Origin of the sequence: Streptomyces sp. NPDC060000 (genome assembly GCF_042737375.1) — a bacterium.
GTDB lineage: Bacteria > Actinomycetota > Actinomycetes > Streptomycetales > Streptomycetaceae > Streptomyces.
On sequence record NZ_JBHWUU010000013.1, the window covers coordinates 48,604 to 71,644 of the forward strand.

The 23,041-nt window shown below is 69.1% G+C and carries 20 protein-coding genes and 1 pseudogene; 9 read left to right on the forward strand and 12 right to left on the reverse strand.

What is annotated here, in order from left to right; all coding sequences use genetic code 11:
- The first annotated feature begins 32 nt into the window (after window positions 1-32).
- Window positions 33-1,178 carry a hypothetical protein gene (locus ACFWBB_RS09755; protein ID WP_385268954.1) on the forward strand — a complete coding sequence of 382 codons (1,146 nt, stop codon included), beginning with the start codon at window positions 33-35 and terminating at the stop codon, window positions 1,176-1,178.
- Window positions 1,179-1,755: 577 nt separating this feature from the next.
- Here the strand turns inward: ACFWBB_RS09755 and ACFWBB_RS09760 are convergent.
- A pseudogene (locus ACFWBB_RS09760) lies at window positions 1,756-1,951 on the reverse strand (LacI family DNA-binding transcriptional regulator); the annotation flags it as partial.
- A 590-nt stretch (window positions 1,952-2,541) separates the two neighbouring features.
- On the opposite strand from ACFWBB_RS09760, the gene ACFWBB_RS09765 reads away from it, so the two are divergent.
- Both ACFWBB_RS09765 and ACFWBB_RS09770 read left to right on the forward strand, forming a co-directional pair.
- Window positions 2,542-4,002, forward strand: coding sequence for an arabinofuranosidase catalytic domain-containing protein (locus ACFWBB_RS09765; RefSeq protein WP_385268956.1), 1,461 nt, complete (start codon window positions 2,542-2,544; stop codon window positions 4,000-4,002).
- Between the two features lie 232 nt (window positions 4,003-4,234).
- On the forward strand, window positions 4,235-4,510 hold the full coding sequence (locus tag ACFWBB_RS09770; protein ID WP_385268958.1) for a hypothetical protein: 276 nt from the start codon (window positions 4,235-4,237) through the stop codon (window positions 4,508-4,510).
- 58 nt (window positions 4,511-4,568) lie between these two features.
- On the opposite strand, the gene ACFWBB_RS09775 is transcribed toward ACFWBB_RS09770, so the two are convergent.
- The 3 genes from ACFWBB_RS09775 to ACFWBB_RS09785 are packed head-to-tail and all read right to left on the reverse strand — an operon-like array spanning window position 4,569 to window position 7,143.
- A complete protein-coding gene (locus ACFWBB_RS09775; protein ID WP_385268960.1) occupies window positions 4,569-5,249 on the reverse strand; it encodes a 3-oxoacid CoA-transferase subunit B in 681 nt (226 codons plus the stop codon).
- Entirely contained in the window at window positions 5,246-5,941 is a 696-nt protein-coding gene (locus ACFWBB_RS09780) for a 3-oxoacid CoA-transferase subunit A (RefSeq protein WP_385268962.1), read from the reverse strand. Before ACFWBB_RS09780 ends, ACFWBB_RS09775 begins: the two co-directional genes overlap by 4 nt.
- Window positions 5,938-7,143 carry a thiolase family protein gene (locus tag ACFWBB_RS09785; RefSeq protein ID WP_385268964.1) on the reverse strand — a complete coding sequence of 402 codons (1,206 nt, stop codon included), beginning with the start codon at window positions 7,141-7,143 and terminating at the stop codon, window positions 5,938-5,940. The genes ACFWBB_RS09780 and ACFWBB_RS09785 overlap by 4 nt, the downstream gene beginning before the upstream one ends.
- Window positions 7,144-7,214: 71 nt before the next feature.
- On the opposite strand from ACFWBB_RS09785, the gene ACFWBB_RS09790 reads away from it, so the two are divergent.
- Window positions 7,215-8,096 carry a LysR substrate-binding domain-containing protein gene (locus tag ACFWBB_RS09790; RefSeq protein ID WP_385268966.1) on the forward strand — a complete coding sequence of 294 codons (882 nt, stop codon included), beginning with the start codon at window positions 7,215-7,217 and terminating at the stop codon, window positions 8,094-8,096.
- Window positions 8,097-8,160: 64 nt separating this feature from the next.
- Here the strand turns inward: ACFWBB_RS09790 and ACFWBB_RS09795 are convergent, their stop codons facing one another.
- Together ACFWBB_RS09795 and ACFWBB_RS09800 are read right to left on the reverse strand one after the other, a co-directional pair.
- Window positions 8,161-8,589, reverse strand: a complete 429-nt coding sequence (locus ACFWBB_RS09795; protein ID WP_385268968.1) for a MarR family winged helix-turn-helix transcriptional regulator — start codon at window positions 8,587-8,589, stop codon at window positions 8,161-8,163.
- Window positions 8,589-9,005, reverse strand: a complete 417-nt coding sequence (locus tag ACFWBB_RS09800) for a polyketide cyclase (RefSeq protein ID WP_385268970.1) — start codon at window positions 9,003-9,005, stop codon at window positions 8,589-8,591. The genes ACFWBB_RS09795 and ACFWBB_RS09800 overlap by 1 nt, the downstream gene beginning before the upstream one ends.
- A gap of 468 nt (window positions 9,006-9,473) precedes the next feature.
- On the opposite strand from ACFWBB_RS09800, the gene ACFWBB_RS09805 reads away from it, so the two are divergent.
- A complete protein-coding gene (locus ACFWBB_RS09805) occupies window positions 9,474-10,769 on the forward strand; it encodes an MFS transporter (RefSeq protein WP_385268972.1) in 1,296 nt (431 codons plus the stop codon).
- A gap of 422 nt (window positions 10,770-11,191) precedes the next feature.
- Here the strand turns inward: ACFWBB_RS09805 and ACFWBB_RS09810 are convergent, their stop codons facing one another.
- The 3 genes from ACFWBB_RS09810 to ACFWBB_RS09820 all read right to left on the reverse strand — a co-directional run bounded on the left by ACFWBB_RS09810 (window position 11,192) and on the right by ACFWBB_RS09820 (window position 13,128).
- Window positions 11,192-11,731, reverse strand: a complete 540-nt coding sequence (locus ACFWBB_RS09810; protein WP_385268974.1) for a hypothetical protein — start codon at window positions 11,729-11,731, stop codon at window positions 11,192-11,194.
- 574 nt (window positions 11,732-12,305) lie between these two features.
- A complete protein-coding gene (locus tag ACFWBB_RS09815; RefSeq protein ID WP_385268976.1) occupies window positions 12,306-12,647 on the reverse strand; it encodes a hypothetical protein in 342 nt (113 codons plus the stop codon).
- A 253-nt stretch (window positions 12,648-12,900) separates the two neighbouring features.
- Window positions 12,901-13,128, reverse strand: coding sequence for a hypothetical protein (locus ACFWBB_RS09820; protein ID WP_385268978.1), 228 nt, complete (start codon window positions 13,126-13,128; stop codon window positions 12,901-12,903).
- A gap of 594 nt (window positions 13,129-13,722) precedes the next feature.
- Here ACFWBB_RS09820 and ACFWBB_RS09825 point away from each other — a divergent pair.
- Entirely contained in the window at window positions 13,723-15,717 is a 1,995-nt protein-coding gene (locus ACFWBB_RS09825) for a hypothetical protein (RefSeq protein WP_385268980.1), read from the forward strand.
- 103 nt (window positions 15,718-15,820) lie between these two features.
- Window positions 15,821-16,045, forward strand: a complete 225-nt coding sequence (locus tag ACFWBB_RS09830; protein ID WP_385268982.1) for a hypothetical protein — start codon at window positions 15,821-15,823, stop codon at window positions 16,043-16,045.
- A 274-nt stretch (window positions 16,046-16,319) separates the two neighbouring features.
- On the opposite strand, the gene ACFWBB_RS09835 is transcribed toward ACFWBB_RS09830, so the two are convergent.
- Window positions 16,320-19,379, reverse strand: a complete 3,060-nt coding sequence (locus ACFWBB_RS09835; protein WP_385268984.1) for an ATP-binding protein — start codon at window positions 19,377-19,379, stop codon at window positions 16,320-16,322.
- A gap of 356 nt (window positions 19,380-19,735) precedes the next feature.
- Between ACFWBB_RS09835 and ACFWBB_RS09840 the strand changes: the two genes are divergently transcribed.
- Complete coding sequence (locus ACFWBB_RS09840; RefSeq protein ID WP_385268986.1) at window positions 19,736-20,146, forward strand: hypothetical protein; 411 nt, start codon at window positions 19,736-19,738, stop codon at window positions 20,144-20,146.
- A gap of 461 nt (window positions 20,147-20,607) precedes the next feature.
- On the opposite strand, the gene ACFWBB_RS09845 is transcribed toward ACFWBB_RS09840, so the two are convergent.
- On the reverse strand, window positions 20,608-21,348 hold the full coding sequence (locus tag ACFWBB_RS09845; RefSeq protein WP_385268988.1) for a VOC family protein: 741 nt from the start codon (window positions 21,346-21,348) through the stop codon (window positions 20,608-20,610).
- 427 nt (window positions 21,349-21,775) lie between these two features.
- Entirely contained in the window at window positions 21,776-22,048 is a 273-nt protein-coding gene (locus ACFWBB_RS09850) for a hypothetical protein (RefSeq protein WP_385268990.1), read from the reverse strand.
- Between the two features lie 244 nt (window positions 22,049-22,292).
- Here ACFWBB_RS09850 and ACFWBB_RS09855 point away from each other — a divergent pair, with 244 nt between their 5' ends.
- Window positions 22,293-22,919, forward strand: a complete 627-nt coding sequence (locus ACFWBB_RS09855; protein WP_385268992.1) for a class I SAM-dependent methyltransferase — start codon at window positions 22,293-22,295, stop codon at window positions 22,917-22,919.
- Window positions 22,920-23,041: the final 122 nt, after the last annotated feature.

A 23,041-nucleotide genomic window follows, 5' to 3' on the forward strand; every position in this document is an offset into this window, starting at 1 on the left:
TCCGCGGCCACCTCTCAGCGAAGGAGTGCCCCATGAGCCTGCTCGCCTCCTACGGCCCGCCCGGACACCTCGACGATCTCGACGAGACCGGCCTGAAGGCCTGGAACATGTTCATCAGTGACCGGGTCGACCACTCGATCGCGGGCCCTGATCCCCACAAGGTGCTCAACGACAGTCCTCGCAGCCAGTTCTACAACCTCACCAAGACCGACACAGCGGCTGACGCCCAGGAGGCGACCGTCACCTGGACGGCCTTCCCCCGTCTGGTCAAGATCCAGTCACTGGCCGATGCCCAGCGGTGGAAGCGGGCCGACGCCAGCCGGGACGTCCAGGACGAGTACTGCGAGTGGAGCGTCACCCGCGATGCCGACGAGAAGATCACCAAGGTCATGTTCACCTGTGAGGGCCCCGAGTACTGGCATCTGCTCGCCCAGTCGAACCCCGCCAAGGTGCTCAAGCTGTATCAGACGCACATCAACCCGAACGTCCAGCACAGCGACCTCTTCGGAGCCACCGGCACCTACAACCCCCGTAACCGGTGGAACGACTCCACGACGGACGGCGCCATGCATCTGATCCAGCCCAACAACACCCTGGGCGCCGAGATCGAACTCGCCGCCGCTGCCACCGTCGTGCGGGTCATCGACGGCCACGAGCTCATCACCGAGCAGGAACTCGTCCAGTGCAGCAAGTACGGCGAGCCCGAGCGCAACAGCGACCCGCACATCGGCGGAGCCGTGAACGGCCTCGCCCGGCAGAAGGCGGCCGTCTCCCTCGCCGACCCGGTCGGTCTCTACTTCGACAAACTGTCCACGGACGGCTGGGTCACCCCGGACGACTCCGACCCCGGGGACTACTGGATCAGGCAGCGCGGCGACGCGACCCATCCCGTGCGGTTCGTCTACGAGGTGCCCCAGGACAAGGACTTCGCCGTCGGCGATATCAAGATCAACGGGAAGCCCATCCGGTTCGGCGCCCAGATCGCCGACTTCATCACCATCAAACTGACGGGCGTGGCCTGCCGGTTCGGGCAGAGCACCACGCAGCCGAAGACCGCCTGCGTGCAGCTCGCCCCCGCACCCTTCGAGCCGGCCGCGGCCGCACGGAACCTCAGCGCGGCATCGGTCCCCGGCTACCGCGCCGCTCCACTCGCCACTTCCTGGACCCGCCGCCGCTGAGCAACCCTCCTGGCGGCGCACCTCGGTCACTGTCGCGCGGTCGACTCCGGGTCCATCAGCCCCTGATGGACCCGGACCCGCTGTCCTGCGGCGGCGCCTACCACGGTCAGAGGGCGACCTGCCCGGCCACACGACCCGAGACGGCTTCAGCGCGGACGGCCGCCGGGCCGTAGTCCGTCCTCGACGCAACCGGCGACGCTCGTCGGACTCGTCCACCCAACAGGCCCGGGAACGGCCTGATCGACGGCGAACTCTGCGCGTGAGACCGGGGTGGGCCGGCCGCGACGGCGCCCGCTCCGGTGCCGTCGCGGCTGGTCCTGCCGCCAACCGGTTCGGCGGGCCACTCAGCGCGACGAGGACACCGTGGCCATGGGGAGGAAGGAGCTCTGGAACCAGACCGGTTCCACGACATCAGAGGCAACTCACGTGACCTGAGGCCGCCCTGGCTTTCGCCGGGTCGGCTTTCCATCGTGCCGTGTGGGTACGGGTGTTGGGCCGGGAGAGTCCAAGTCGTCCGGCCCGCGGTGCGATCGGTCGGCCTCCTCTCCACGACCCTCACCGGGCAGGCACAGGGTTTTCGGGTGCGGCGGGCCGCCAGGGTGCGGGTGGCGGCGTTGGGGCGGCAGCCGAGTTCACCGACGGCGGCGAGCACGCGGTGCCGGGTCGCGGGCCGCACGTTCGGGTGGTCGTTCGAGGACCCTCGAGACGGTCTGGTGCGAGACGCCAGCGGCCCGGGCAACGCCCGCCGTCACCGGGGGACGATCTCCCCTCACGCTCCACCTCCTGACGCGCCAACACGTTTCCGGACGGTTTCCTTCTCCGGGGTAATCCGGCAAGCCGTCAAGGATTGTTAGCGCACACATTCCGAGCGGGTCAAGGCTCCGCCACGCTCGAACTCGGTGACTGCGAACAGGGCGTCAGATCACCGAAAGCCTCTGATCAGGTAATTCTTTGACGAAACAACAGCGTTCCGGCACGGCCGGACACCAGGGTCAAGGAAGTGCATGGCCTTTGTTTCCACACTCTTGACTGTTCAGGAGTGTTGACCCGCTGTTCACGCCAGCGTAAAAAGACGGAGTCGCGGGACCGGTCGATCACCACCGATCGCATGAGAACGGCGCAGGAAAATCCTTGGTCCACCTCCAACACAGCCGTCGGTGACCCGGCCACGCCCCCGTCCCCTGGAGCTCGGATGAGTGGTGGCATCCGAAGCCTCGATTGTTAGCGCTCACAATTCCCCCGCTCCGGCGGGTGGACGTCCCCCCTGGCTCTCTGCGCATCCGGCGCCGGGCCAGAGAAGAACGCAAGACGGAAGAGGTTCACAGTGATAGCCAGACACCTGAGAGGGCTCCGGCTGAGGGTGGTGGGCGCAGTCCTCGCACTGCTCGCCAGCCTCCTGGCCGGAGTCATCAGCACTGCGGGCACTGCCCAGGCCGCCTCGTCGCTGCCGTGCGACATCTACGCCTCCGCAGGCACGCCCTGTGCCGCCGCGCACAGCACCACCCGGGCGCTCTACGCCAACTACAACGGCTCTCTCTACCAGGTCAAGCGCGCCTCGGACTCCACCACCACCAACATCGGCGTCCTCAGCGCGGGAGGCTACGCCAACGCGGCGACACAGGACTCCTTCTGCTCGGGCACGACCTGCATCATCACCAAGATCTACGACCAGAGCTCGAACCACAACGACCTGACCATCGAGGGGCCGGGCGGCAACGGCGGGCAGGACGTGGGCGCGATCGCCAACGCCCTCCCGGTCACGGTCGGCGGCCACGCCGCGTACGGCGTCTTCGTCTCCGCAGGCGTCGGCTACCGCGACAACAGCACCACGGGCATCGCCACCGGAAGCTCCCCCGAGGGCGCGTACATGGTGACCAGCGGCCACCACGTGAACAACCGCTGCTGCTTCGACTACGGCAACGCCGAGACGTCCGGCAACGACACCGGCAACGGCCACATGGACGCGATCTACTTCGGCACAGCGTGCTGGTTCTCTTGCACCGGTAACGGATCCGGCCCCTGGGTCGAGGCGGACCTGGAGAACGGGCTGTTCTTCGGAGCGAACGGCTCCTACTCGGGCAACACCGGCATCTCCAGCGCGTACGTCACCGCCATGGAGAAGAACAACGGCACGACGACCTACGCGATCAAGGGAGGCAACTCCCTATCGGGCTCTCTGAGCACTTTCTACAACGGAGCCCTTCCCAACCTCGGCGGATACACCCCGATGCAGACCGAGGGCGCCATCGTCCTCGGCACCGGCGGTGACAACAGCAACGGGTCCGACGGCTCCTTCTTCGAAGGCGTCATGACCTCCGGCTACCCGACCGACGCCACCGACAACGCCGTACAGGCCAACATCACCTCCGTCGCCTACACCACCCCGACCGCCACCTTCCCCGTCGCCGGCACCGCCTACCGGCTGACCAACACCAACTCCGGCAAGGTCCTTGACGCGGTCAACTGCGGAACGGCCAACGGAACTTCGATCGACCTCTGGTCCTCACTCGGCAACACCTGCCAGCAGTGGAAGTTCGCCGGCGCGGGCAACGGCCACTACACCATCACCAACGTCAACAGCGGCACGGTCCTGGACGACAAGAACTGCGCGCAGTCCAACGGCACGGCCGTCCAGCTGTGGGCCTCCCTCGGCAACAACTGCCAGCAGTGGGACGTCACCAAGGTCGGCACCCACTACACCCTCACCAACGTCAACACCGGCATGACACTGGACGTCGCGAACTGCGGAACGGCCAACGGCACCGTGGTCCGCCAGTGGCAGCAGCTCGACAACGTCTGCCAGCAGTGGGACATCGCCCCCTGACCGGACAACCGAGTCACCGATGGCCCGCCGGACTCCCCACCGGCGGTCCATCGGCCCCCTGGCGGCGTGCGCCCGGGCGACGACGGCCCGGAATTCAGCGCCCTGCGGAACCAGGTCCAGCACGGTCCAGATCCGCGAGGTCGTCGAACGGCTCGTCGCCGCCGTTCGACGGAAGCCGGTGACCCGAAGGTCCCGGCGGTGAAACGAGCAGGATCACCACCAGCTCGGGGATGTGCACCAGCTCCGTCAACACACCCAGGGGCAGCCCGCCCACCAGGGCACCGGCAACCGACCCGCGGCCAGGCACCTCGGCCGCGGTCTCGGCCACCTCGACGACAACCGCGGCCGCGACTACGCAGCCTCCACCGGTCGGGCGATGGCCTCCAACCTCGTGTCGTCCTCCAAGAACCTCACGGCCCATCTGGACGTCCTGGTCGACTGTCCGGCGCCCGGCCCCACCAGCGACCAACCTGCCACCTGGACCACGGCCCGTCAGCTTCTGTCCTGACAGGACCTGGTCGAGGACCCCTGAACCGGGAGCCGCGTCAGCGCCGACCCATCTCCGTTCAGGGAAGCGTGATGCCCAGTCGCTCCGCGAGCTCGTGGGCGCCGACGCCGTACGTCTCCCGGATCCGCACACCGTCGCGGCCGACGTCGAAGACGCCGTGGTCCGTGTAGACGCGGCTGACGCAGCCGACGCCGGTAAGGGGGTAGGTGCACCGGGACACGAGCTTCGGCTCACCGGAGCGGGTGAAGAGCGTCATCATCACGTAGACGTCCTTGGCGCCGATGGCGAGATCCATGGCCCCGCCGACGGCAGGGATGTCGTCCGGCCTACCGGTGGTCCAGTTGGCGAGGTCGCCGTCGAACGCGACCTGGTACGCCCCGAGGACACAGACGTCGAGGTGCCCGCCGCGCATCATCGCGAAGGAGTCGGCGTGATGGAAGTACGCCGCCCCCGGCAGCTCGGTCACCGGGACCTTGCCGGCGTTGGTCAGGTCGGGGTCGACCGCGTCGCCCTCGGCCTTCGGGCCCATGTTGAGCATGCCGTTCTCGGTGTGCAGCACCACCCCGGAGTCGGCCGGCAGATGGTCGGCGATCTTGGTCGGCTGCCCGATACCGAGGTTGACGAAGGCGCCGGCCGGGATGTCGCGTGCGATGACGGCGGCCAGTTCGTCCATCGAGAGCCGGTGGTCGGCGCTCCTCGGCGCCCCGGCGTACGCCTGGCCGCTCGAAGTGGTGGTCATCGTGCCCCCTGGACGGTGTAGTGGCGGGCCTCGACCTGGACGACCCGGTCGACGTAGATGGACGGGGTGACGACGGCCTCGGGGTCGAGCGTCCCGGGCTCGACGACCTCGTCGACCTGGACGATGGTCGTCGTCGCGGCCGTGGCCATGACCGGTCCGAAGTTGCGGGCGGTCTTCCGGTAGACGAGGTTGCCCATCGCATCCGCGACGTGCGCGCCGATCAGCGCGTAGTCGCCCTTGATGGGGTACTCCAGCAGGTACTTCCGGCCGTCGATCTCACGCTCCTCCTTGCCCTCGGCCAGCGGCGTGCCGACCGCGGTCGGGCAGTAGAACGCGCCTATGCCGGCACCCGCCGCACGCATCCGCTCGGCGAGGTTGCCCTGGGGCACCACCTCCAGTTCGATCTTGCCCTCGCGGTAGAGACCGTCGAAGACCCAGGAGTCGGACTGGCGCGGAAAGGAGCAGAGCACCTTGCGCACCCGGCCGGCGGCCAGCAGCGCGGCCAGCCCGACGTCACCGTTGCCGGCGTTGTTGGACACGATCGTGAGGTCCTTCGCACCCTGCCGGATGAGCGCCTCGATCAGATCGAACGGCATGCCGGCCAAGCCGAAGCCGCCGACGAGGACGGTGGAGCCGTCCTCGATCCCGGCGACCGCCGCGTCGGCGCTGTCGACGATCTCCGCCCTGCTCACCGGGCCGCCTCCGTGACGTCGCAGTTCTCGAGTACGACGGCCAGCCCCTGACCGACCCCGATGCAGATGGCGGCGACGCCGTAGCGCTGCTTCGTCGCGCGCAGCACCTTGGCCAGCGTGGCGAGGATGCGACCGCCCGAGGCGCCCAGCGGGTGCCCGATCGCGATGGCGCCGCCCTTCTGGTTGACGATGGCGGGGTCGACCTTCCATGCGTCGAGGCAGGCGAGCGACTGCACGGCGAAGGCCTCGTTGAGTTCGACCGCGCCCACCTGGTCCCAGCGGATCCCGGCCCTGGCCAGCGCACGGTTCGCCGCCTCGACCGGGGCATATCCGAAGGCCTGCGGCTCCAGCGCCATCACGCCGCGCCCGGCGATGCGGGCGATCGGGTCGGCCCCGATCGTGGCCGCGGCCTTCTCGCTGCCCAACAGCACCGCGGAGGCACCGTCGTTGAGCGGGCTGGCGTTGCCCGCGGTGATGGTGCCGCCCTGGTCCGGTGTACGGAAGACCGGCTTGAGTCCGGCCAGCACCTCCGGAGTGGATCCGGCTCGGATGCTCTCGTCGCGGGTCAGGTCGACACCTTCGACCGGCACCACCAAGTCGTCGTAGAAGCCCGACTCCCATGCCTCGTGGGCGAGTTGATGGGAGCGGGCGGCGAACTCGTCCTGCCGCTCGCGGGAGATCCCGAAGCGCTCCCGGAGTTGCTCGTTGGCCTCGCCGAGGCTGACCGTCCACTCTTTCGGCATCCGCGGGTTGACCAGCCGCCAGCCGAGTGTGGTCGAGACCGCGGTGACATCGCCGGCCGGGAACGGCTTCGCCGACTTGGGCAGCACCCACGGCGCACGCGTCATCGACTCCACGCCGCCGGTCAGCACCACCTCGGCATCGCCCGACTCGATCATCCGGCCGGCCATCATCGCCGCGTCGAGGCTCGAACCGCACAGCCGGTTCACCGTGGTGCCGGGCACGCTGGCAGGAAGCCCGGCGAGCAACGCCCCCATGCGGCCGACGTTGCGGTTCTCCTCGCCGGCGCCGTTGGCGTTGCCCCACACCACGTCGTCGATCGCGGCGCGCTCGAGGCCCGGCACCCCGGCGAGCGTCGAGGTGATCGCGGCAGCGGCGAGGTCGTCGGGTCGGACGCCGGCCAGCGCGCCGTTGAAGCGACCGAACGGAGTCCGCGTCGCTGCGTACATGAATGCACTCATGGCAGAGACGCTAGTCGCGGGCCGCGATATTCTGAAGTACACATATCCAAGATGATTGATATGGACAACATATGGATCTGCGCCATCTTCGCTACTTCGTGGCAGTGGCCGAGGAGCGCCACTTCGGTCGCGCCGCCGAGCGGCTCCACATGGCCCAGCCGCCGCTCTCCCAGCAGATCCGCCAGCTCGAGGCCGAGCTCGGCGTCGAACTGCTCCAGCGGACCACGCGCCGCGTCGACGTCACCGAGGCCGGCCGGGCCTACCTCGAGCGGGCGCGCGCGATCCTGGCCGACGTCGACGAGGCCGCCCAGCACGCACGGCTCGTCGCCGCCGGTTCGGTGGGCCACCTCGCGATCGGGTGCGTGGGCTCGGCGACGTACAGCCTCCTGCCCGCGCTGTCGCGGCGGCTCTCGGAGGAGCTTCCCGGCGTCGACTTCTCCTTCCGCGGCGAGATGCTCGCGCCCGACCAGGTCGAGGCGCTGCGCACCGGCGCAATCGACGTCGCACTGCTGCGCCCCCCTGCGGCCGACCTCTCTCTCACCGTCCACACCCTGCGCCGCGACCGGCTCGTGGTCGCCGTGCCCGTCGACCATCCCCTTGCCCGCAGGTCACGACTGCGCGCCGCGGACCTCGCCGGTGCCGACCTGATCGTGCACTCCGCCGGCCGCCGGTCGGTGATGTACGACGTCGTAGTGGGCCTCCTGCGCGACGCCGGCGTCGAGCCGCACATCCGCCACGAGGTCGGCGAGACCTCGACGCTGGTCACGCTCGTGGCCGGCGGCCTCGGCGTCGCGGTAGTGCCCGAGCCCGTGACCGCGTTGGCGCTCGACGGCGTCGCCTACCTGCCGCTGGCCGGGGCCGACGCGCGCGTGGAGCTGGCCGTAGCCCACCGGGCCGACCGCACCGAGCCGCACCTGGTGCGCACCGTGGGGATCATCCAGGCGATGTTCTGAGACCTCCACCGACGCCGGACAGGGCCGCCCCGGCGACGACTGGCGGCTCAGCCGGCCACACGTATCAGGATTCGGGATGAGCCAGACGGCCGAGCAGGGCTACCGCGTTGTCGATGGGCACCGGCTGGAAGAACCGTGCGTCGGCACTCTCAACGGCGGCAATCGCGCGTGGGGCCAGGGCGGCGCCGGCGTCGGTGACGCGGAGCCGTTTGGCGCGGGTGTCGGCCGGGTCGACTTCACGCGCGATGAGTCCCTTGTGTTCCAGGGTGCGCAGTACCTGGGAGGTCATCTTGACGTCGGTGCCGGCTTGGCGGGCAACGGCCAGCTGGTTGGGATGCTCTCCCTGGGTGTTGAGCCACCAGGTGCAGGCGAGCAGCACGAACTGCACATGGGTGAGATCGAGCGGAGCCAGAGCCGCCGCGATGTCGCGCTGCCAGCGCAGCGTGGCATGCCACAGCAGAAACCCGGGGCTGTCGCTGGGGCTGAGGGGCATCAGCCCAGAGCCCGCTCGGCCAGTGAAGCCATCGTGTCGGGCCAGTCGGCGGTGATGCCCGGGCCGATCTGCGGGCCTGCCTCGTCGGCGCCGGTACCGGTGATCTCCATCCGGTACACCACCCGGATCCGGTCCTGGTCGATCCGGTCGATCCGGTGGGTGGTGCGCAGCAGCAGGCCGTCGAAGCCGGCCTCGTCGACGAACAGTTCGCCTTCGACCGCCTCGGCGATGCGCAGCAGTACCGGGTCGTCCCCGGGCGGCGTCATTTTGATCTGCGTGCCCGCCGCGAACGGGCCGCTCATCTCGATCTTCTCGATCTCGGCGTTCCAGGTACCCCAGTTCTCGACGTCGGCCCAGAGCTGCCAGATCGCCTCGGGAGTGGCGCTGGTCTCGATGCCGTGCTCGTATTCCCACATGTGTGGTCCCCTTCACTGGATGATCTGTTCGTAGATTATCTTCGCAGAGATTATCTGTCCAGTGGTGCATGGACCTCGTCCTTCAGCTCTGCCATCGCCGACTCGAACCACTCCCCGCGCCCGCGCTGCCGAGGGGGCGCATTCCACACATCCGAGTTCCGCCTCCCCACCCAGGCATCCTCCCGGCCCGCTGGACAAGGCACCCACCGCCGGGGCGCCGGACCGCCAGCCGCCACCCCTCCCGACGGGCCGCCCTCTCGCGCCTGAAACCGTGCCCGGTCACTGCGCACGACCGCGACATGCGAGCCGGGCCGAGGGCGCCGACGACGACACCGAGAAGGGGGGAGTTGCTGCGAGGACGCGGTCATACCCGCACGATCTCGGCCCTGTTGACGTGGTAGGGGCGCTTAACCACCCCTGTAGATCTTTTCACTTGTCCTGCCACAGAGCGTCGGGCAGCGTGCAACCGTGCAGACTCCCACACGGCCGACCGCCACACAGCCGACCCCCTCACCCTGGCGCGTCCGCGACTTCCGCGTCCTGTTCTCGGCCAGCGCACTGAGCCAACTCGGCACGAACGTGAGCTATGTCGCCGTGCCTCTCGTCGCGGTGACCGCGCTCGACGCGAGTCCTGGACAGGTCGGCGCCCTGGCCACGCTGAGCACGGTCGCGTTCCTTTTCATCGGCCTGCCGGCCGGGGTCTGGGTGGACCGGATGCGCCACGGCCGCATCCTGATCGGAGCGGACCTGTCGCGGGCCGTGCTGTTCTCCTCCGTACCCGTCGCCTGGCAGGCCGACGCGCTCACCCTCGTCCACCTGTACGCGGTGGTCCTGCTCAACGGGTGTGCGACCGTGTTCTTCGACGTGGGCTCGCAGAGCGTGCTGCCCCATGTGGTCGGCCGAGCCACCCTAATACGGGCCAACACGGCAGTCGTGAGCCTCCAAGCCGCGGGCAGCATCGCGGGACGCGGCGCGGGTGGCGGACTCGTCCAACTGCTCACGGCGCCCGTGGCCGTGCTCTGGGCGGCGGGCGCCTACCTCGCCTCGGCACTCCAGCTCCTGGCACTCCGGCGGAGTGACGACACGCCCCGACCGGCGCCCGGGACCCGGCTGGGCGCCCAGATCGCGGAGGGCGTACGGCATGTCCTGGGCGACCGGGAACTGCGCGCGCTCGCGCTCACCGCCGCCCTCAGCAACTTCGGCTCACAGATCGTCACCACCATGCTGCCCATCCTGTTCGTCCGCGAACTACGGCTGTCGGCAGGCGCGTTGGGGATGTTCTGGGCAGCGGGCGGGCTCGGTCTGCTGCTCGGTGCCCGGTGTGCCCGCCCGCTGGCCGGACGCCTCGGGTACGGCCGTGCGCTCGCCCTCACCGGAGCGGTCCTGGCACCCGCGGCCCTGCTCGTTCCCCTGATCGGCCGGGGCCCCTGGCTGTGGATCGCGGGGGCGGCCTGGGTACTGACCCTGCTCAAGACCGGCGTGGACAACGTCCTCGGCGTGAGCCTGCGTCAGCGGATGACCCCGGACGCCCTCCTGGGCCGTATGAACGCCACCTTCCGCTTCGTTCTGACCGGTGCACTGGCCGTGGGCGCCGCCGTCTCCGGCCTGATCGGCGAACTGGCCGGAGTGCGGGTCGCCCTCTGGGTGGGCGCCGTGCTGCTTGCGGTGAACTTCCTGCCCGTCTTCCTCTCCCCGGTCCGCACCCGCCGTGAACTCCCGCAACAGCGGGGCCCGGTGCCGCTCATCCGGGACGTGTCGAAGTGAGCGCCTGAAGCACCCGCTCCCGATCCACCCGTGAGTTTCGCCAGTTGGCGAACGCCGCCCGCAGCGCCGGCACTCCGCCGTACACCGTGGGCGTCAGGAACGCCTCCCAGCACACTGGAAGCAACGGCCTCACCGCCGCCCACCCCGTGTCCGTCATGTCCGTCGGATAGCACGGGAGCCGTGTCCCGTCGTCGGCGGAGTTTCCGAACCGGTGAGCCAGACAGTCACACTCCAGCGGGACGGAACTGGACTGCCCGCCCATCGACACGGAACACTGCGGCACCAGGGCCTCCTGATGTTGCTCGGTGATTCGACACCAACGAGCTGTTCAGGAGGCCCTGCTCGTATGCGCCGAGCACCCTGCGACCACCCGATCGAGACTCCCGTTCGACGGACATCGCTCAAGATCGGAGCGACAACGGCTACTTGGGCCCGCCCAGGGCATGCTCCTTCAAGAAGGCCCCTGCATGGGCTGCGGCCTCCTCCTTCGTCGCATAACAGGTGCCGGCTTCGGCCGCCCCATGCGTTGCGTCCGCGCCTTTGCCGCTCCATCGCCAGCGGCCGGACGAGGGCTCCTGCTTCAGTTCGGCCGTTCCGCCGCACAATTCGAGTGTGGTGCTCGTCCGCGCCGCTGTGGTCACCGGGCGGCTGACGGCTTCGGGCCACTTCTTGCGAGCGCCTTGGCGGGTAATGCCCCACACGGCACCCATCTGTTCGTAGCTCGCGCCGTAGGACCCGGCAGTGCCTGCCGCGATCGCCGTCAGCCGTTTGACTGCCGTGTCGATCACCTTCCAGCCGGCCAGTACGGACAGCGTCACCTCGACGGGGTCCGCCTCCCACATGTGATCCTCGGACAGCCCCGACGCGCGGGAGCGCAAAGCCCGGGCGAGTGGGTTGAGGGCATCGTAGAGAGCCTTGTCGAGCTCGACCTGTTCTTCGGGAGTGATCTCACATGAGGACATGTGACAACCTTAGTTAACGCACAAGGACATGTGAACCTTAGTTGTCGTTCAATTGCTTCCAAGGAGCCGTCGAGTGCGGCCTGTTAGCCGACGTCGCCGGGCAACGCTGCTGGGTGCAGGCGTGACCGACGGGGTGCCAGGCATGGGACTCAGCGGCGGCGCTGTCGCCGACGCTCTGCCCAGCACCCACCGAAGTCGCCCGATCGAGAATTCTGTTCGGCCAACACCGCTCAAGATCGGAACGACAACAGCCACTCACACAGCCCGCCGCCTGGCGTCGTCGACCAGGGGCGCGTCCGCCGGCGACATCACCGCCACCCCGGCAGCAGCGACACGAGCGGCGCCTGGTCCCCTGCTCGCGCGAGACGCCCACGTCACTGACGAGGCGCTGGGGGATGCGGGCTTGCGTACGATGTGGTGCCCACCGAGGGTTGTCGGGCCAGGAATTCTTCGAATGCCGCCGATTGCTTGGGGTCCATGAATCCCTGACGCGAGTGCATGGCCTTCTCCCTGAGCCACGCCGCCTCGTCGGCGGTCAGCTGCACCGCCACCACCGTGCCGCCCCGGGCGAAACTCACGCGACTGCCGTCAGCGCGCACGTACCGGGTGTAGGTTCCGCACTCCTGCGGCCGGCCAACGGCTCGGCTCGGAGCCGGCCGACGTCCCACGTCGCCTCGTTCGCGTCTTCCTCTTCGTCTTCCTCTTCCTGCGGTATCGCTGCGGGTATGGGGTAGTCGGTGCGGGCCCAGTGCTCCAGTTCAGCCACCGCCTGCGCCGGCAACAGCACACTCACCGGCACGTCGGCATCGGTGAGTACTACACGTTCGCCGGTGCACTCGACGAGTGAGACGAGGCGCTCGTAGTCGATCGGGTCCGGAGCGTACCGACGCTCAACAACGATCTTCACATCATCCATAGCGCCTGAGGCTACGGCCAGTTACGGCACTCAAGGTGTCAACTGTCACGCTGGATGGCCAACGCGACGCTCAGTCGCGTCGGTCCGGGGCTCGCGGGCTGTACAGGGCGCGGCTGGAGATCGAACTCCGGGTGCGCGCCGTCTGCGGAATCGATGGGAACGGCTGAACGACACCCACGAAGCGTCCCTCTGACTCGCCCGCCCCTCCGGCGAACGGATTGCCATGTCCGGGAAGCTGCCCGCCCGGCGGCACTTACCGCAGCCGCCCGTCGGGGTCGGTCACCGGCGTGAACCCGACGGCCTGCAGCTGGGCGGTGTGCTTGGCTCTGTGACGTCGGCTGTAGACGAGCAGGACGGGCAGCAGGGCCATGAGCGCGGCCCAGACGATGACGACGATGACGACTGCGGTGGTGTCCGCGCCGAGCCTGACGCCGATGGCCGCGGCGGACGCGGTGAGGAAGAAGACCCGTAGAAGCAGCATTCCCAAGACCACAGCCTCAGCGCCGAACTCCCAGCTCACCCCTCCCTACCGAAGCGCCGCACCCAACTCGGGGTGTGCGTACGCGCTGGAGGACTGGTGCTGGGCACCGGGATGCGGAGCCGGGAGTGGGCTTTCCACCCCAGCTACACCCCAGGTTGTACACCGCCAACCACCCTGGTTGCAGGCGCAGTTCAACCCACGGTTGGACGAGAGGCAACGGCCCCTCCAGCTAACTTTCACCCACGGCGACAACGCCTCGGGCGGGCTCTGCTTTGGATGGGATCAAAACCACAATCCGCGATCGCCCGTCTCCGGAGCGGTCCGATCTGACCGGCGGCGGCGCCTCTGGTTCCGTCCGCCCTCTTGAGGGGAATTCACGTGACCGTTCGACGTAGACGGAAATGGATGCGTGCTGCCATGGCGGCCATGCAACCGGTCAGACCTCTCGGCAGCCGCCGAGGGGTTGCTTGGCTGGCGACGGTGGCCAGCCTGGCCGCCGCTGTGCTCGTGCCGTTGGCGGCGCCGGCCACCTCCGCGCAGGCTGCCGCGTCGGTTTCCCCTGCGGGGCAGTGGTACCTGAACCGTGGTCGGATCATGGACAACGTGGTGGTGGCACCGAACAGCACAACCACGGTCGCCGTTGCGGGCCAGGGCTTTTTGCCCTCCTCCAACCTCGCCTCGGTGGCGCTCAACCTCAGTGCCGAGGGCGAGACCGGCAGCGGATCGCTGAAGGTGTACGCCAGTAACGAGACCGAGCCCACCGCGACCGCACTGAGCTACGGGACCGCGAACTACCGAGCGAACCTGGTGATCAGCAAAGTCGGCGCGGACGGCAGGATCAAACTGGTCAACACCGGGTCCTCCACTGCCCGGGTGTACCTGGACAACCAGGGCTACACCTTCCTCACCTCCTCGTCCACGACGGGCAGCACGTACGTGCCGGTCGCGCCCACCCAGATCCTGACCAATGTCACGATCGCGCCGAACTCCACCTACCGGATGTCGCCACTGGACAACGGGCCGATCCCGGCCCTCGGGGTCCAGGCAGTCTCCTTGTCGGTCGCCGCGCTGAGCTCCGGGACCGGAACCGTCCGGGTCTACGCCGCCGGCGACATCACCCCCGCCGACGCCACCCTCGACTACGCGGCAAACACCCCCGCCCAGAACTTCGCGATCGCCAAGATCGGTGCCAACACCCTGCTGGACGCCAACGGCTCCGGCATCGTGAACATCAACAACTTCGGCTCCAGCCCAGTCACCATCTCGGTCGCAGCCACGGGGTACTTCTCCAACACCGCCGCCGGCGCGCTGACCCACGCGCTCACCCCGGCCCGGATCGCCGACAACGTCACCATCGCCGCCGGCGACAAGTACGCCCTACCCGTGCTCGGCCAAGGCGGCATCCCCACGTCCAAGCCCGCAGCGGTCGGCCTCAACCTCACCGCCACCAGCGCCGACGCTGGCCTGCTCACCGTCTCCTCGGCCGGACTGACCGACGCGGGATACAACACAGTCGCCTACCAGGCCAACACCCCGGTCAGCACCTTCACCACAGCGCGCGTCGGCTGCGCCGGGCAGGTCGTGCTCAGTAACACCGGTGCCTCGCCCGTCACCGTCTCGGTCGACGCCTACAGCTACTTCGGCAACCCCGACACCAGTACCGCGTCCACCCCCGGAACGACCGCCGCCACCATCGAGAAGGTCACCGGCGTCACCGACATCAACCAGAAGACCACCAGTGACGCCAGCAATGTCACCGTCTCCTCCTGCACCGACGACACAGGGACCGGCACCGTCACCGTACCGAGGACGGCGTCCTCCGGCGTCTCGGTGACCACCAGCTCCGGAACTGTCACCGTCGGACTTCCCGCCACGGGGACCGGAACGCGGTCGGCGACCGGGACCGTCGTCTACGCGGGTGCCCAGAGCGGATACTCCACCGCGGTCCAGCCCACGGACGACGGCGGCTTCCGAGCCCTGGTCACCCTCAACGGCAGCTCATCGCCGACATCCTTCGACTTCCCGGTGACCATGCCGAGTGGTGCCAAAATGGTCGCCGGTGACGACGACGACGACGGGGCCGTCAGCATCGTCAAGGAGTCCACCGACGCGGACGGGAACACCCTGGCCGCTCAGCTGGCCATCATCGAGAAGCCCTGGGCCACGGACGCGGCGGGCGTCAGCTGGCCGGCGACCTACACCGTCAACGGCAACACACTGACTCTCCACGTGAACCTCGCGCCGGTCACCAACACCTCGGGCGCCACCGTCTCACCGACATTTCCCGTGGTGGCTGATCCCAGGTGGAAGTGGACATGCTGGTGGCATCTCTGCGGCACGATCTACCTGAACCGTTCCGAGACCGCAAATGCCCGGGACGCCGGCTACCTCGCCACCGCCGTCTTCAGCTTCTGCGCAGGCATCCTCAGGACGAGCGTGATCGGCATTGCTGCTTGCGGAATTCTCGGACTGACCTCGGCCGTCCTGTCTATCGCGGCAAACCGGTACTACAGCGCCGGAGGCTGCCTCAAGGTCAGGATTCCATCAGGCCAGGCCCAATTCCAGCAGCGGGGCAACTACAACTGCTGAAGCCGTAGACGGAGCAGATCGCGCCGTCCAGGGTGGTTGGGCAGGCACCCCCGCTGTGGCGAGGAGCCGCTACGAGCCTGCCACTGAGAGGTTCTGACCAGCCGTGACGGCCTACCGCGTGCAGCCGTGGGCCGTCACGGCATGGCCGGCGGACCGCTTCGACATCACCGGATCCCGGTGGAGCGTCGAGGGTGCCGAAGCCCTCCTCCCGCTCCGCGCCGTGATCATCAACGGAGAGTTCGAGGAGTACTTGCTTCACCACATCGAACAAGAACATCTCCGCACTCGGCAGGCCCGCCACCAGGACGGATACGCCCTCACCGCTTGACCGAGCAGGTCACTACGAGAGAGCCACACCCGGCTGGGTTTGCGGGTGTGACGCGGACCAGGAGCCGACGGCCGGGGAGCTGCCTGGCGCCTGTGCCTGTGGAGCGGGGTCCATCCAGACCCAGGTCTTGGGCGAATCATCCAGTGAAGTGTGCTGCTGTGAGGTTTTGAGCCTTGCTCGGCCCGCTTCTCCCAGATGCGATCCGCCTCTCCGTCGGCGTAGAACCGCGCAGCCGCAGGCGTTCGGGCTCCCGACGGCAGGGGGCCCGGGCCGGTCAGGGCGAGCTCAGGGCTCCGTATCTGGAGAAGAGCGCCGCTGCGTGCTGTGCCTCGGCTGCTGCCGCGGTCGGTTGACCGGTGGTTGTCAGCGCGGTGGCGGCCGTCGTGCGGGCAAGGGCTTCGTAGAGCGGCATGCGGGCGTCGTGAAAGGCGTACGAGGCATTGAGGGCCGCTTGTCCGGCAGGACCGGGTGACACGGTCAGATGGGCCTCGGCCCACGCGAGAAGTGCAAACCCCTTTTGCCCCCGAAGTCCGGTGGGAGCGGCGGCCGCTGCCGCGCGGTCGGCCCAGTGGGCGGCGGCCCGGGTGTCGGCCCGAGCGGCCTCGGCTGCGGCCAGCAAGCGGAACCACAGCGCTCGCACTGAGGCTTCGAATTCCGCCAGATCCGGTCCACCACCGGCTCGGAGCACTGCTCGCACACACCCCGCGGGGTCACCGTCGAGCAGGCGGGCCTGGCCGAGCATGGCCAGGGCCAACGAGCCGCCGACGGCGTCTCCGGCTTCGGCCATGGCCTTCTCGCAGTCCTCGAGGGCCGTGGTGAAGTTGCCGGCCCACAGCGTGACGGCGGCGTTCACCGCCAGGGCCATGGACCGGGGTTCGGCGCTCGCGGTCAGTGCGGCCGCGTCCATGGCGTCCTCGGCATACCGGCCTGCCTGCTCGAGCCGGCCGAGCCAGAGAGAGGCGTAGGCGGCTCCGGTGAGCAGGTCGGTGAGCAGGTGGCTGTGGCTGGTTCGCCGGGAGACCGCCAGCCCGCGGTCGAAGTGACGCAAGGCTTCCTCGAAGCGTTCCTGCAGTATGTTGGCCCATCCGGCCGCCAGAAGCGCATCCAGGTACTCCCCCGCCCGACGCTCGTCGAAGGCAGAAGTGCCCAGCCCCTGGTGCGCGAGGCTCAGGTGACTGCCACCCTGGCGCATGTCTCCCACAGACGTGTACGCCAGTGCCAACAGGCTGTTGATCACCGTGGTCTGTACGGGGTCACCGGACGCTTCGGCCAGACGCATCGCGCGTACCCCCCACACGGTGGCACCGGTGAAGTCCCGGGCGCACAGTCTGACTGCGGCGAGCTGGCCGTACAGGGCCGTGGTCAGAGCGGACGGCAGGTCGTTGCAGCGGAGTGTCTCCTGCTCCAGGAGTGCTGTTGCCTCGTGGTAGCGGCCCAGGAGGCGTTGTGCCGTGGCGAGGGCCTCGACCGTGCGGGCCCGATCCCTGTGCGCCTCGGGGGGTAGCAGGGAGTGTGCCTCGTCCAGGACGTCGAGGCTCTTGTGCAGATGTCCTGCCGTACACAGCGCGTGGGCCTGAAGGAGCCATAGGTCCGGGTGCCGTGAGGCGTCGGGTCCCAGCAGGCGCAAAGCCTCGGCGGTCCAGTGTGCGGCGGTGGCCGGTGCCACGGGCAGCATCTGATGCGCCGCCGCTGTCAGTACGGCGATGGCCCGCGGGTCGCCAGGACGGGCCGATTTCGCCACGTGCAGGGCCTGAACTGTCGGCTCGGCACCGCGAGCGGCCAGCTGACCCGCGGCTCGTGCGTGCGCGGCCCGACGCCAGCCGGCACCCGTCTGGTGCAGGACGGTGGAGCGGACGAGGGGATGGCGGAAGATCAGACGGGAGCCGCGGCCCGTCTCACGCACGAGATCGCGCTCCACCAGCTCGTCCAGAGCGGCCGCGACGTCTTCTTCGCCTCTCTGGGCGACGGCTGCCGCCAGTTCCGCTTCAAAAGGGTCCCCCAGCACGGCTGCGGCGCGTATCACCGCCCGGGCCAGGGGTGAAGCGCCTTCGAGTTCCTCGAGGAGCGCGCCGCGGATGGACGCCGGGATATCGTCGCCAACCGCTGTGGCCCCGTCACAGCGGGGCGCCAGCGCCTCCGCTCCTGACCGGCGGGCAAGCGCCTGGAGGTACAACGGGTTGCCTCCGCTGGCGGCGTAGAGAAGATCGCGACGCCAGCCGCTCACCTCCACCCCGAGCAAGCCGGCCGCATGGGCCGGGGACAGGGGGCCCAGTTCCAGGCCCACGAGGAGGCCCGACGCCTCGGCGCGGGCCAGACTGGCGGTCAGCCGGGCGGACGTCTGGCGGGGCCGGTGCGCGATCGCCAGCACGAAAGGCAGCGCCGGCGGATGACGCACCAGGTGGTCGACCAGCTCGATGGTGCCCTGGTCGGCCCAGTGCAGATCATCGAGAAGCAGTGCGAGGCCTGCGCCGCTGCCGAGAACCTCCAGCAGGGCGCGTACCGCTCGGTGCACGCGGAAGCGTTCGGCCGGCATCGTTCGTTCCCCGCCGGCCGTTCGTCCGGACAGGGCCGGAAACACGGCCTGCAGCAGATCGAGTGCCGCACTTCCGATCTTCTCCGGCAACGCCTGGTCCGCCACGCTCAGAGCGTCGTCCAAGGCGTCCACGAAGGCCCCGTAGGGGACGCGCTCGAACTCCGTGGAGCGCCCGACCAGTACCGCGAAGTTACGAGTTCTGGCCTGCTGCTCCAGCCACCGGAGCAAGTGGCTCTTCCCTATCCCCGGCTCGCCGCTGAGCACGGTGATGTGTTGCGTCCCGTTCGCAGCGTCATCGAGGATCCGGGACAGCGTCCGCGTTTCGGCAGTACGGCCGTGCAGAAGCCTGATCGTGCCGGGACGCGCAGAAGGCAGCAGTGGCACGGCGGTGCTTCGTGGCACGACAGGCTCTGGCCCCAGTGGCTCACGCGAGGTGTGGACGAGGGCCGGGTCACCGGTCTGGGTGCGCTGATCCAGGCGTTGCGGGGACGGGCCGGGGGCACTGTCGGCTTCTTCGGCCAGCCGTCGCCGCACCTGGTTGCCGGCGTCCAGCCAGGCGCCGACCCGGTGTCCGTCTCCGCAGGCGCGGACGAACGCGGCCAGCAGGTCGGGGTGCGGCAGGCTGGTGCGTCTCAGGATGTCGGCCAGCGTGCTGCGCGCCAGTACGTCACCGTTTCGGGCGGCTTGCTCCTCCAGTGCGCGATACGTCAGTCCCGAACGCTTCTTGAGCTGCTGCATCGACTCGACGAAACCGGCGGCGTCTCGGGCTTCGTACGGCGACAACTCCCCCAGGTTCCCCATGAAGACCATCCTGCTGTGGCGTCGGCCGAAAGGGAACCAGCGGTTTCCGCCATGGCCCGCTGTCCGGGACGTGATCCGGACAACGTCCTGACCAGTCCGGACAGCCCCCGCCTGTCCGGGACAGCCGTTTGCCGTTGTTCCGGCCCGCAGGCGGTCAGCAGACTCTGTGGTGCCCGGCCGGAAACGAATCATCGCTACGGCCGGCGAAACACACAGCACCCGCACAAACGGGGCCGATCCCGGCGGCTGTCGGACAACGGGGACGGGGGCCGGTGGGGCGGACGACCGTCCGCCCCACCGCTGGCAAGACGTAGCCGCTCCCGCATCCCGGCCACACATTGCCCAGAAGGAGATCCATGCGCATTCGTCACGCCCTGACCGCCGGTGCGGCACTGGGGGCCGCTCTCGCTATGGGGGCCGTAGCGTCTCCCGCCCATGCCTCGGGCGGTAACTACTACGGCATCACCAGAGACAGTTGCGGTGTCGCTCAAGGCACGTACCACTGGTACGCGACCACCGTGTACAACGGCAAGCAGGCCTACAAGACCGACTGGGACATCCTGGTCTCGGACAGGTGCTCCGCCGACTCGAACAGCGAGGGCCTCTACACCAAGTACACGAAGTGGAACGGCTCGTCCTGGGCCAGCGACGGCGACTACCACCGGCTCAACGATCTGTCGAACAAGGCCAGCGACGTGGCTGATGTCAGCCTCTTCGTCTGCCACGTCGGAAACCGGGACAGCTGCGTGAAGCTGCAGCCCAACTGACGCAGGCAGCCCGAACGCCCTCACCTTCCCCGGCAGCCCCGCAGCCCCGGGCTGCCGGGCCCGGGCCTGCAGGGGCGTGGTCTCGCAGCGGGCCTGGCGGGGCCAGGGCCAGTGGCCTGACGGAAGCCAGGGCCAGTGGCCTGACGGGGGGCCAGGGACGAGCGGCCTGACGGGGGCCAGGGACGAGGACAACGGGCGCCGACCGGGGCCGCCGACGGGTGCACCTTGCCGGTCACCTCACCGCGCGGGCCGCGGTTCGGCGGCGCGGAGCCGGGCCTTGAGCGCTTCAGTCGGCGAGTCGCGACTCGCGTGTTGTGGTCGGCGAGCGAGCTGATGTCGCCCCCGACACGCAAGCTCCCGCCGCCCGGATCGGCTGAGACGCCGGAGCCCAACCGACCACCCCGGGCCATGGCACATGAGCAGACAGGGCTCACATGTCGGGGTGTCGTTGAGGCTCCGCGTCAGGACAGGGCGAGGACGCAGAACTCGTGGCCCTCCGGATCGGCCAGGCACGTCCACGGGACGTCGCCCTGGCCGAGGTCGAGGTCGGTGGCGCCGAGGGCCCGCAGCCGGGCCACCTCCGCTGCCTTGTCGTCACCGGGGCTCGGCAGCAGGTCAAGATGGACGCGGTCTGGCACGGTCTTCGCGTCGGGCGTGCGGAGGAACTCGAGATACGGGCCGACACCCCTGGCGGAGCGCAACGACGCATGATCGTCAGTCACTTCATGCAGGGTCCAGTCCATCGCCTCGTCCCAGAACCGGGCCATGGCGCGCGGATCCGCGCAGTCGACCACCACCGCGGCGATCGGCCCGGTGTCCCGGTAGATCTCCCGAGGCTCCAGCACGCAGAACTCGTTGCCCTCCGGGTCGGCGAGGACCGTCCACGGCACGTTGCCCTGCCCCACGTGGGCCGGCGTCGCACCGAGAGCCTTCAGGCGTGCGACCAACTCCGCCTGATGGGCCGCGGAAGTGGTGGCGAGATCGAGGTGGACACGGTTCTTCGTTGTTGTCCTGGGTTCCGGGACGGGAACGACATCGACGCAGACAGCGACCGGGTCCGGCCAAACGAGGCCGCCGACGGGTCCGACGTAGGTGGTCACGCCGGGGCTGTAAGCACTCCAGCCGAGCGCCTCCGCCCAGAACCGGCCGACCGCCGAGGCATCAAGAGCTTTTATGTTCACCTGAACAGGTCGCAGCGCCATGCCGGTGATCCTATGCGCCCGCTCCGCAACGGCATCCGCACCGCCGCCAAACAAAGATCACCAAGCCCGCCAACAACGCCGACGGCAACGGCAACGGCATTACCTACTCCAACTGCCACGACTGACACCCCGCCAGCCCGTCCTGGCGTCCAGCGACAGGACACGACCCAATCCAAGAAGCGCACGTGGCCCGTCAGCCGTCCGTGACCAGGTCAGCACCGGCCAAGCAGCCGCCGGACCGGTCACCCCTGCCTCGATGGCCATCTCCGGAAGCCCGCCGATCACCGGCAACCGCATCCGCTGGGCAAGGAAAGCCGGCTCGGCCCACAACGCGGCCTCCACGGGCACGGCCACCGCACCGCTGCTCGGCTGCCACACCTCTCCGGTCTGCGGGCGGACCGGCACCAGCACCAGCACCAGCACCAGTTCAACAGCCGGCCTGCCAACTCCGGCCCCGCCCCGCCAGGTCCAGTCGCTTCGCGCCCTCCCCGGAGGGCAGCAGCGCGGCGAGCGCCCCGCCAAGGAGCTCGGCGACCGAACGCGCCAGGTCGGCCGGATCGCCCCCGACGGCTACCACCACATGGGCGAGGGCCGCACCCGCCGATATGTCCTGGTACTCCCTCAGCCCGTGCCACAGCGCACCGTCGGCGAGCAGCTCCTCCCCGTCCATGACCGGCCGTTCCGGTCTTCGTCCGGCCACCGAAGGATTCGTTGGAGGCCAGGGCGACACTGTTCTTCTCCTCGCGACCTGGAGCAGCAGCTCCACGCTGTCTGGCCTCGGGCACCCGAACCTGGGCTACACCCCCCGGGGGGCGGGGTGGGCGAGCAGGTGTCTGCGGCGTCGACGTGGTTAGGGTTGCGCTGCTCGCCTCGGCGGAGGCGGCGAGGAAGAAGAATGCGCGATGACACCGTCCTCGTCCTGTCTACCGGAAGGCACGCAGACCATGAGCAGCCAAGGCGACCGCTGGGCGGAACTGACAGGCGGACAAGCCGGAGAGGAGTACGCCCGGCGGTTTGCGCGGCTCGCTGAATCGGGTCACGACATCCACGGCGAGGCCTCTTTCTGCGATGCGCTGCTGACACGTGCCGCCCGGGTACTCGATGCCGGCTGCGGCACCGGGCGGATCGCGATCCGGCTCGCCGAGCTGGGGCACCTCTGCACGGGCGTGGACGTCGACCGCTCCATGCTCGCCGTCGCCCGCCGCGAAGCCCCCACGCAAGAATGGCTGCACGGTGACCTGGCACAGCTGGACAGCCTCGGTCTGGAACCCGGCTTCGACCTGGCGCTCGCCGCTGGAAACGTCATCCCCTTGCTGGCACCCGGTACCGAACCAGCTGTTGTGCGGCAGCTTGCCGCCGTACTGCGCCCGGGCGGACTGCTGATCACCGGCATGGGACTGGATGCCGAACACCTGCCACTGCCGGAACCGACAGTGACACTGAAGGAGTTCGACGACTGGTGCACGGCGGCCGGACTTACGCTGCGGCAGCGCTTCGCCACCTGGGCAGGCGACCCTTACCGTCCAGGCGGAGGCTACGCCGTGAGCGTGCATTCCCGTCCCACCGCCTGAGTGCCGAACCGCCGCCCGGACCACCGCTCAGGGCGTCGTCGTGCCGGGCGGCGTCAGCGGGCATCGGCGCCGTGGCCGCCAGCAGAGCCCTCTCGACGGCACCCGCGAAGACTCACGAACTC

Coding starts and splice junctions, on each gene's coding strand:
- ACFWBB_RS09785 (WP_385268964.1), bottom strand. CDS start 7,143: ATGAGTGCATTCATGTACGCAGCGACGCGGACTCCGTTCGGTCGCTTC.
- ACFWBB_RS09820 (WP_385268978.1), bottom strand. CDS start 13,128: ATGCTGCTTCTACGGGTCTTCTTCCTCACCGCGTCCGCCGCGGCCATC.
- ACFWBB_RS09795 (WP_385268968.1), bottom strand. CDS start 8,589: ATGCCCCTCAGCCCCAGCGACAGCCCCGGGTTTCTGCTGTGGCATGCC.
- ACFWBB_RS09800 (WP_385268970.1), bottom strand. CDS start 9,005: ATGTGGGAATACGAGCACGGCATCGAGACCAGCGCCACTCCCGAGGCG.
- ACFWBB_RS09755 (WP_385268954.1), top strand. CDS start 33: ATGAGCCTGCTCGCCTCCTACGGCCCGCCCGGACACCTCGACGATCTC.
- ACFWBB_RS09840 (WP_385268986.1), top strand. CDS start 19,736: ATGCGCATTCGTCACGCCCTGACCGCCGGTGCGGCACTGGGGGCCGCT.
- ACFWBB_RS09845 (WP_385268988.1), bottom strand. CDS start 21,348: ATGGCGCTGCGACCTGTTCAGGTGAACATAAAAGCTCTTGATGCCTCG.
- ACFWBB_RS09810 (WP_385268974.1), bottom strand. CDS start 11,731: ATGTCCTCATGTGAGATCACTCCCGAAGAACAGGTCGAGCTCGACAAG.
- ACFWBB_RS09835 (WP_385268984.1), bottom strand. CDS start 19,379: ATGGGGAACCTGGGGGAGTTGTCGCCGTACGAAGCCCGAGACGCCGCC.
- ACFWBB_RS09790 (WP_385268966.1), top strand. CDS start 7,215: ATGGATCTGCGCCATCTTCGCTACTTCGTGGCAGTGGCCGAGGAGCGC.
- ACFWBB_RS09855 (WP_385268992.1), top strand. CDS start 22,293: ATGAGCAGCCAAGGCGACCGCTGGGCGGAACTGACAGGCGGACAAGCC.
- ACFWBB_RS09825 (WP_385268980.1), top strand. CDS start 13,723: ATGGACAACGTGGTGGTGGCACCGAACAGCACAACCACGGTCGCCGTT.
- ACFWBB_RS09775 (WP_385268960.1), bottom strand. CDS start 5,249: ATGACCACCACTTCGAGCGGCCAGGCGTACGCCGGGGCGCCGAGGAGC.
- ACFWBB_RS09815 (WP_385268976.1), bottom strand. CDS start 12,647: ATGGATGATGTGAAGATCGTTGTTGAGCGTCGGTACGCTCCGGACCCG.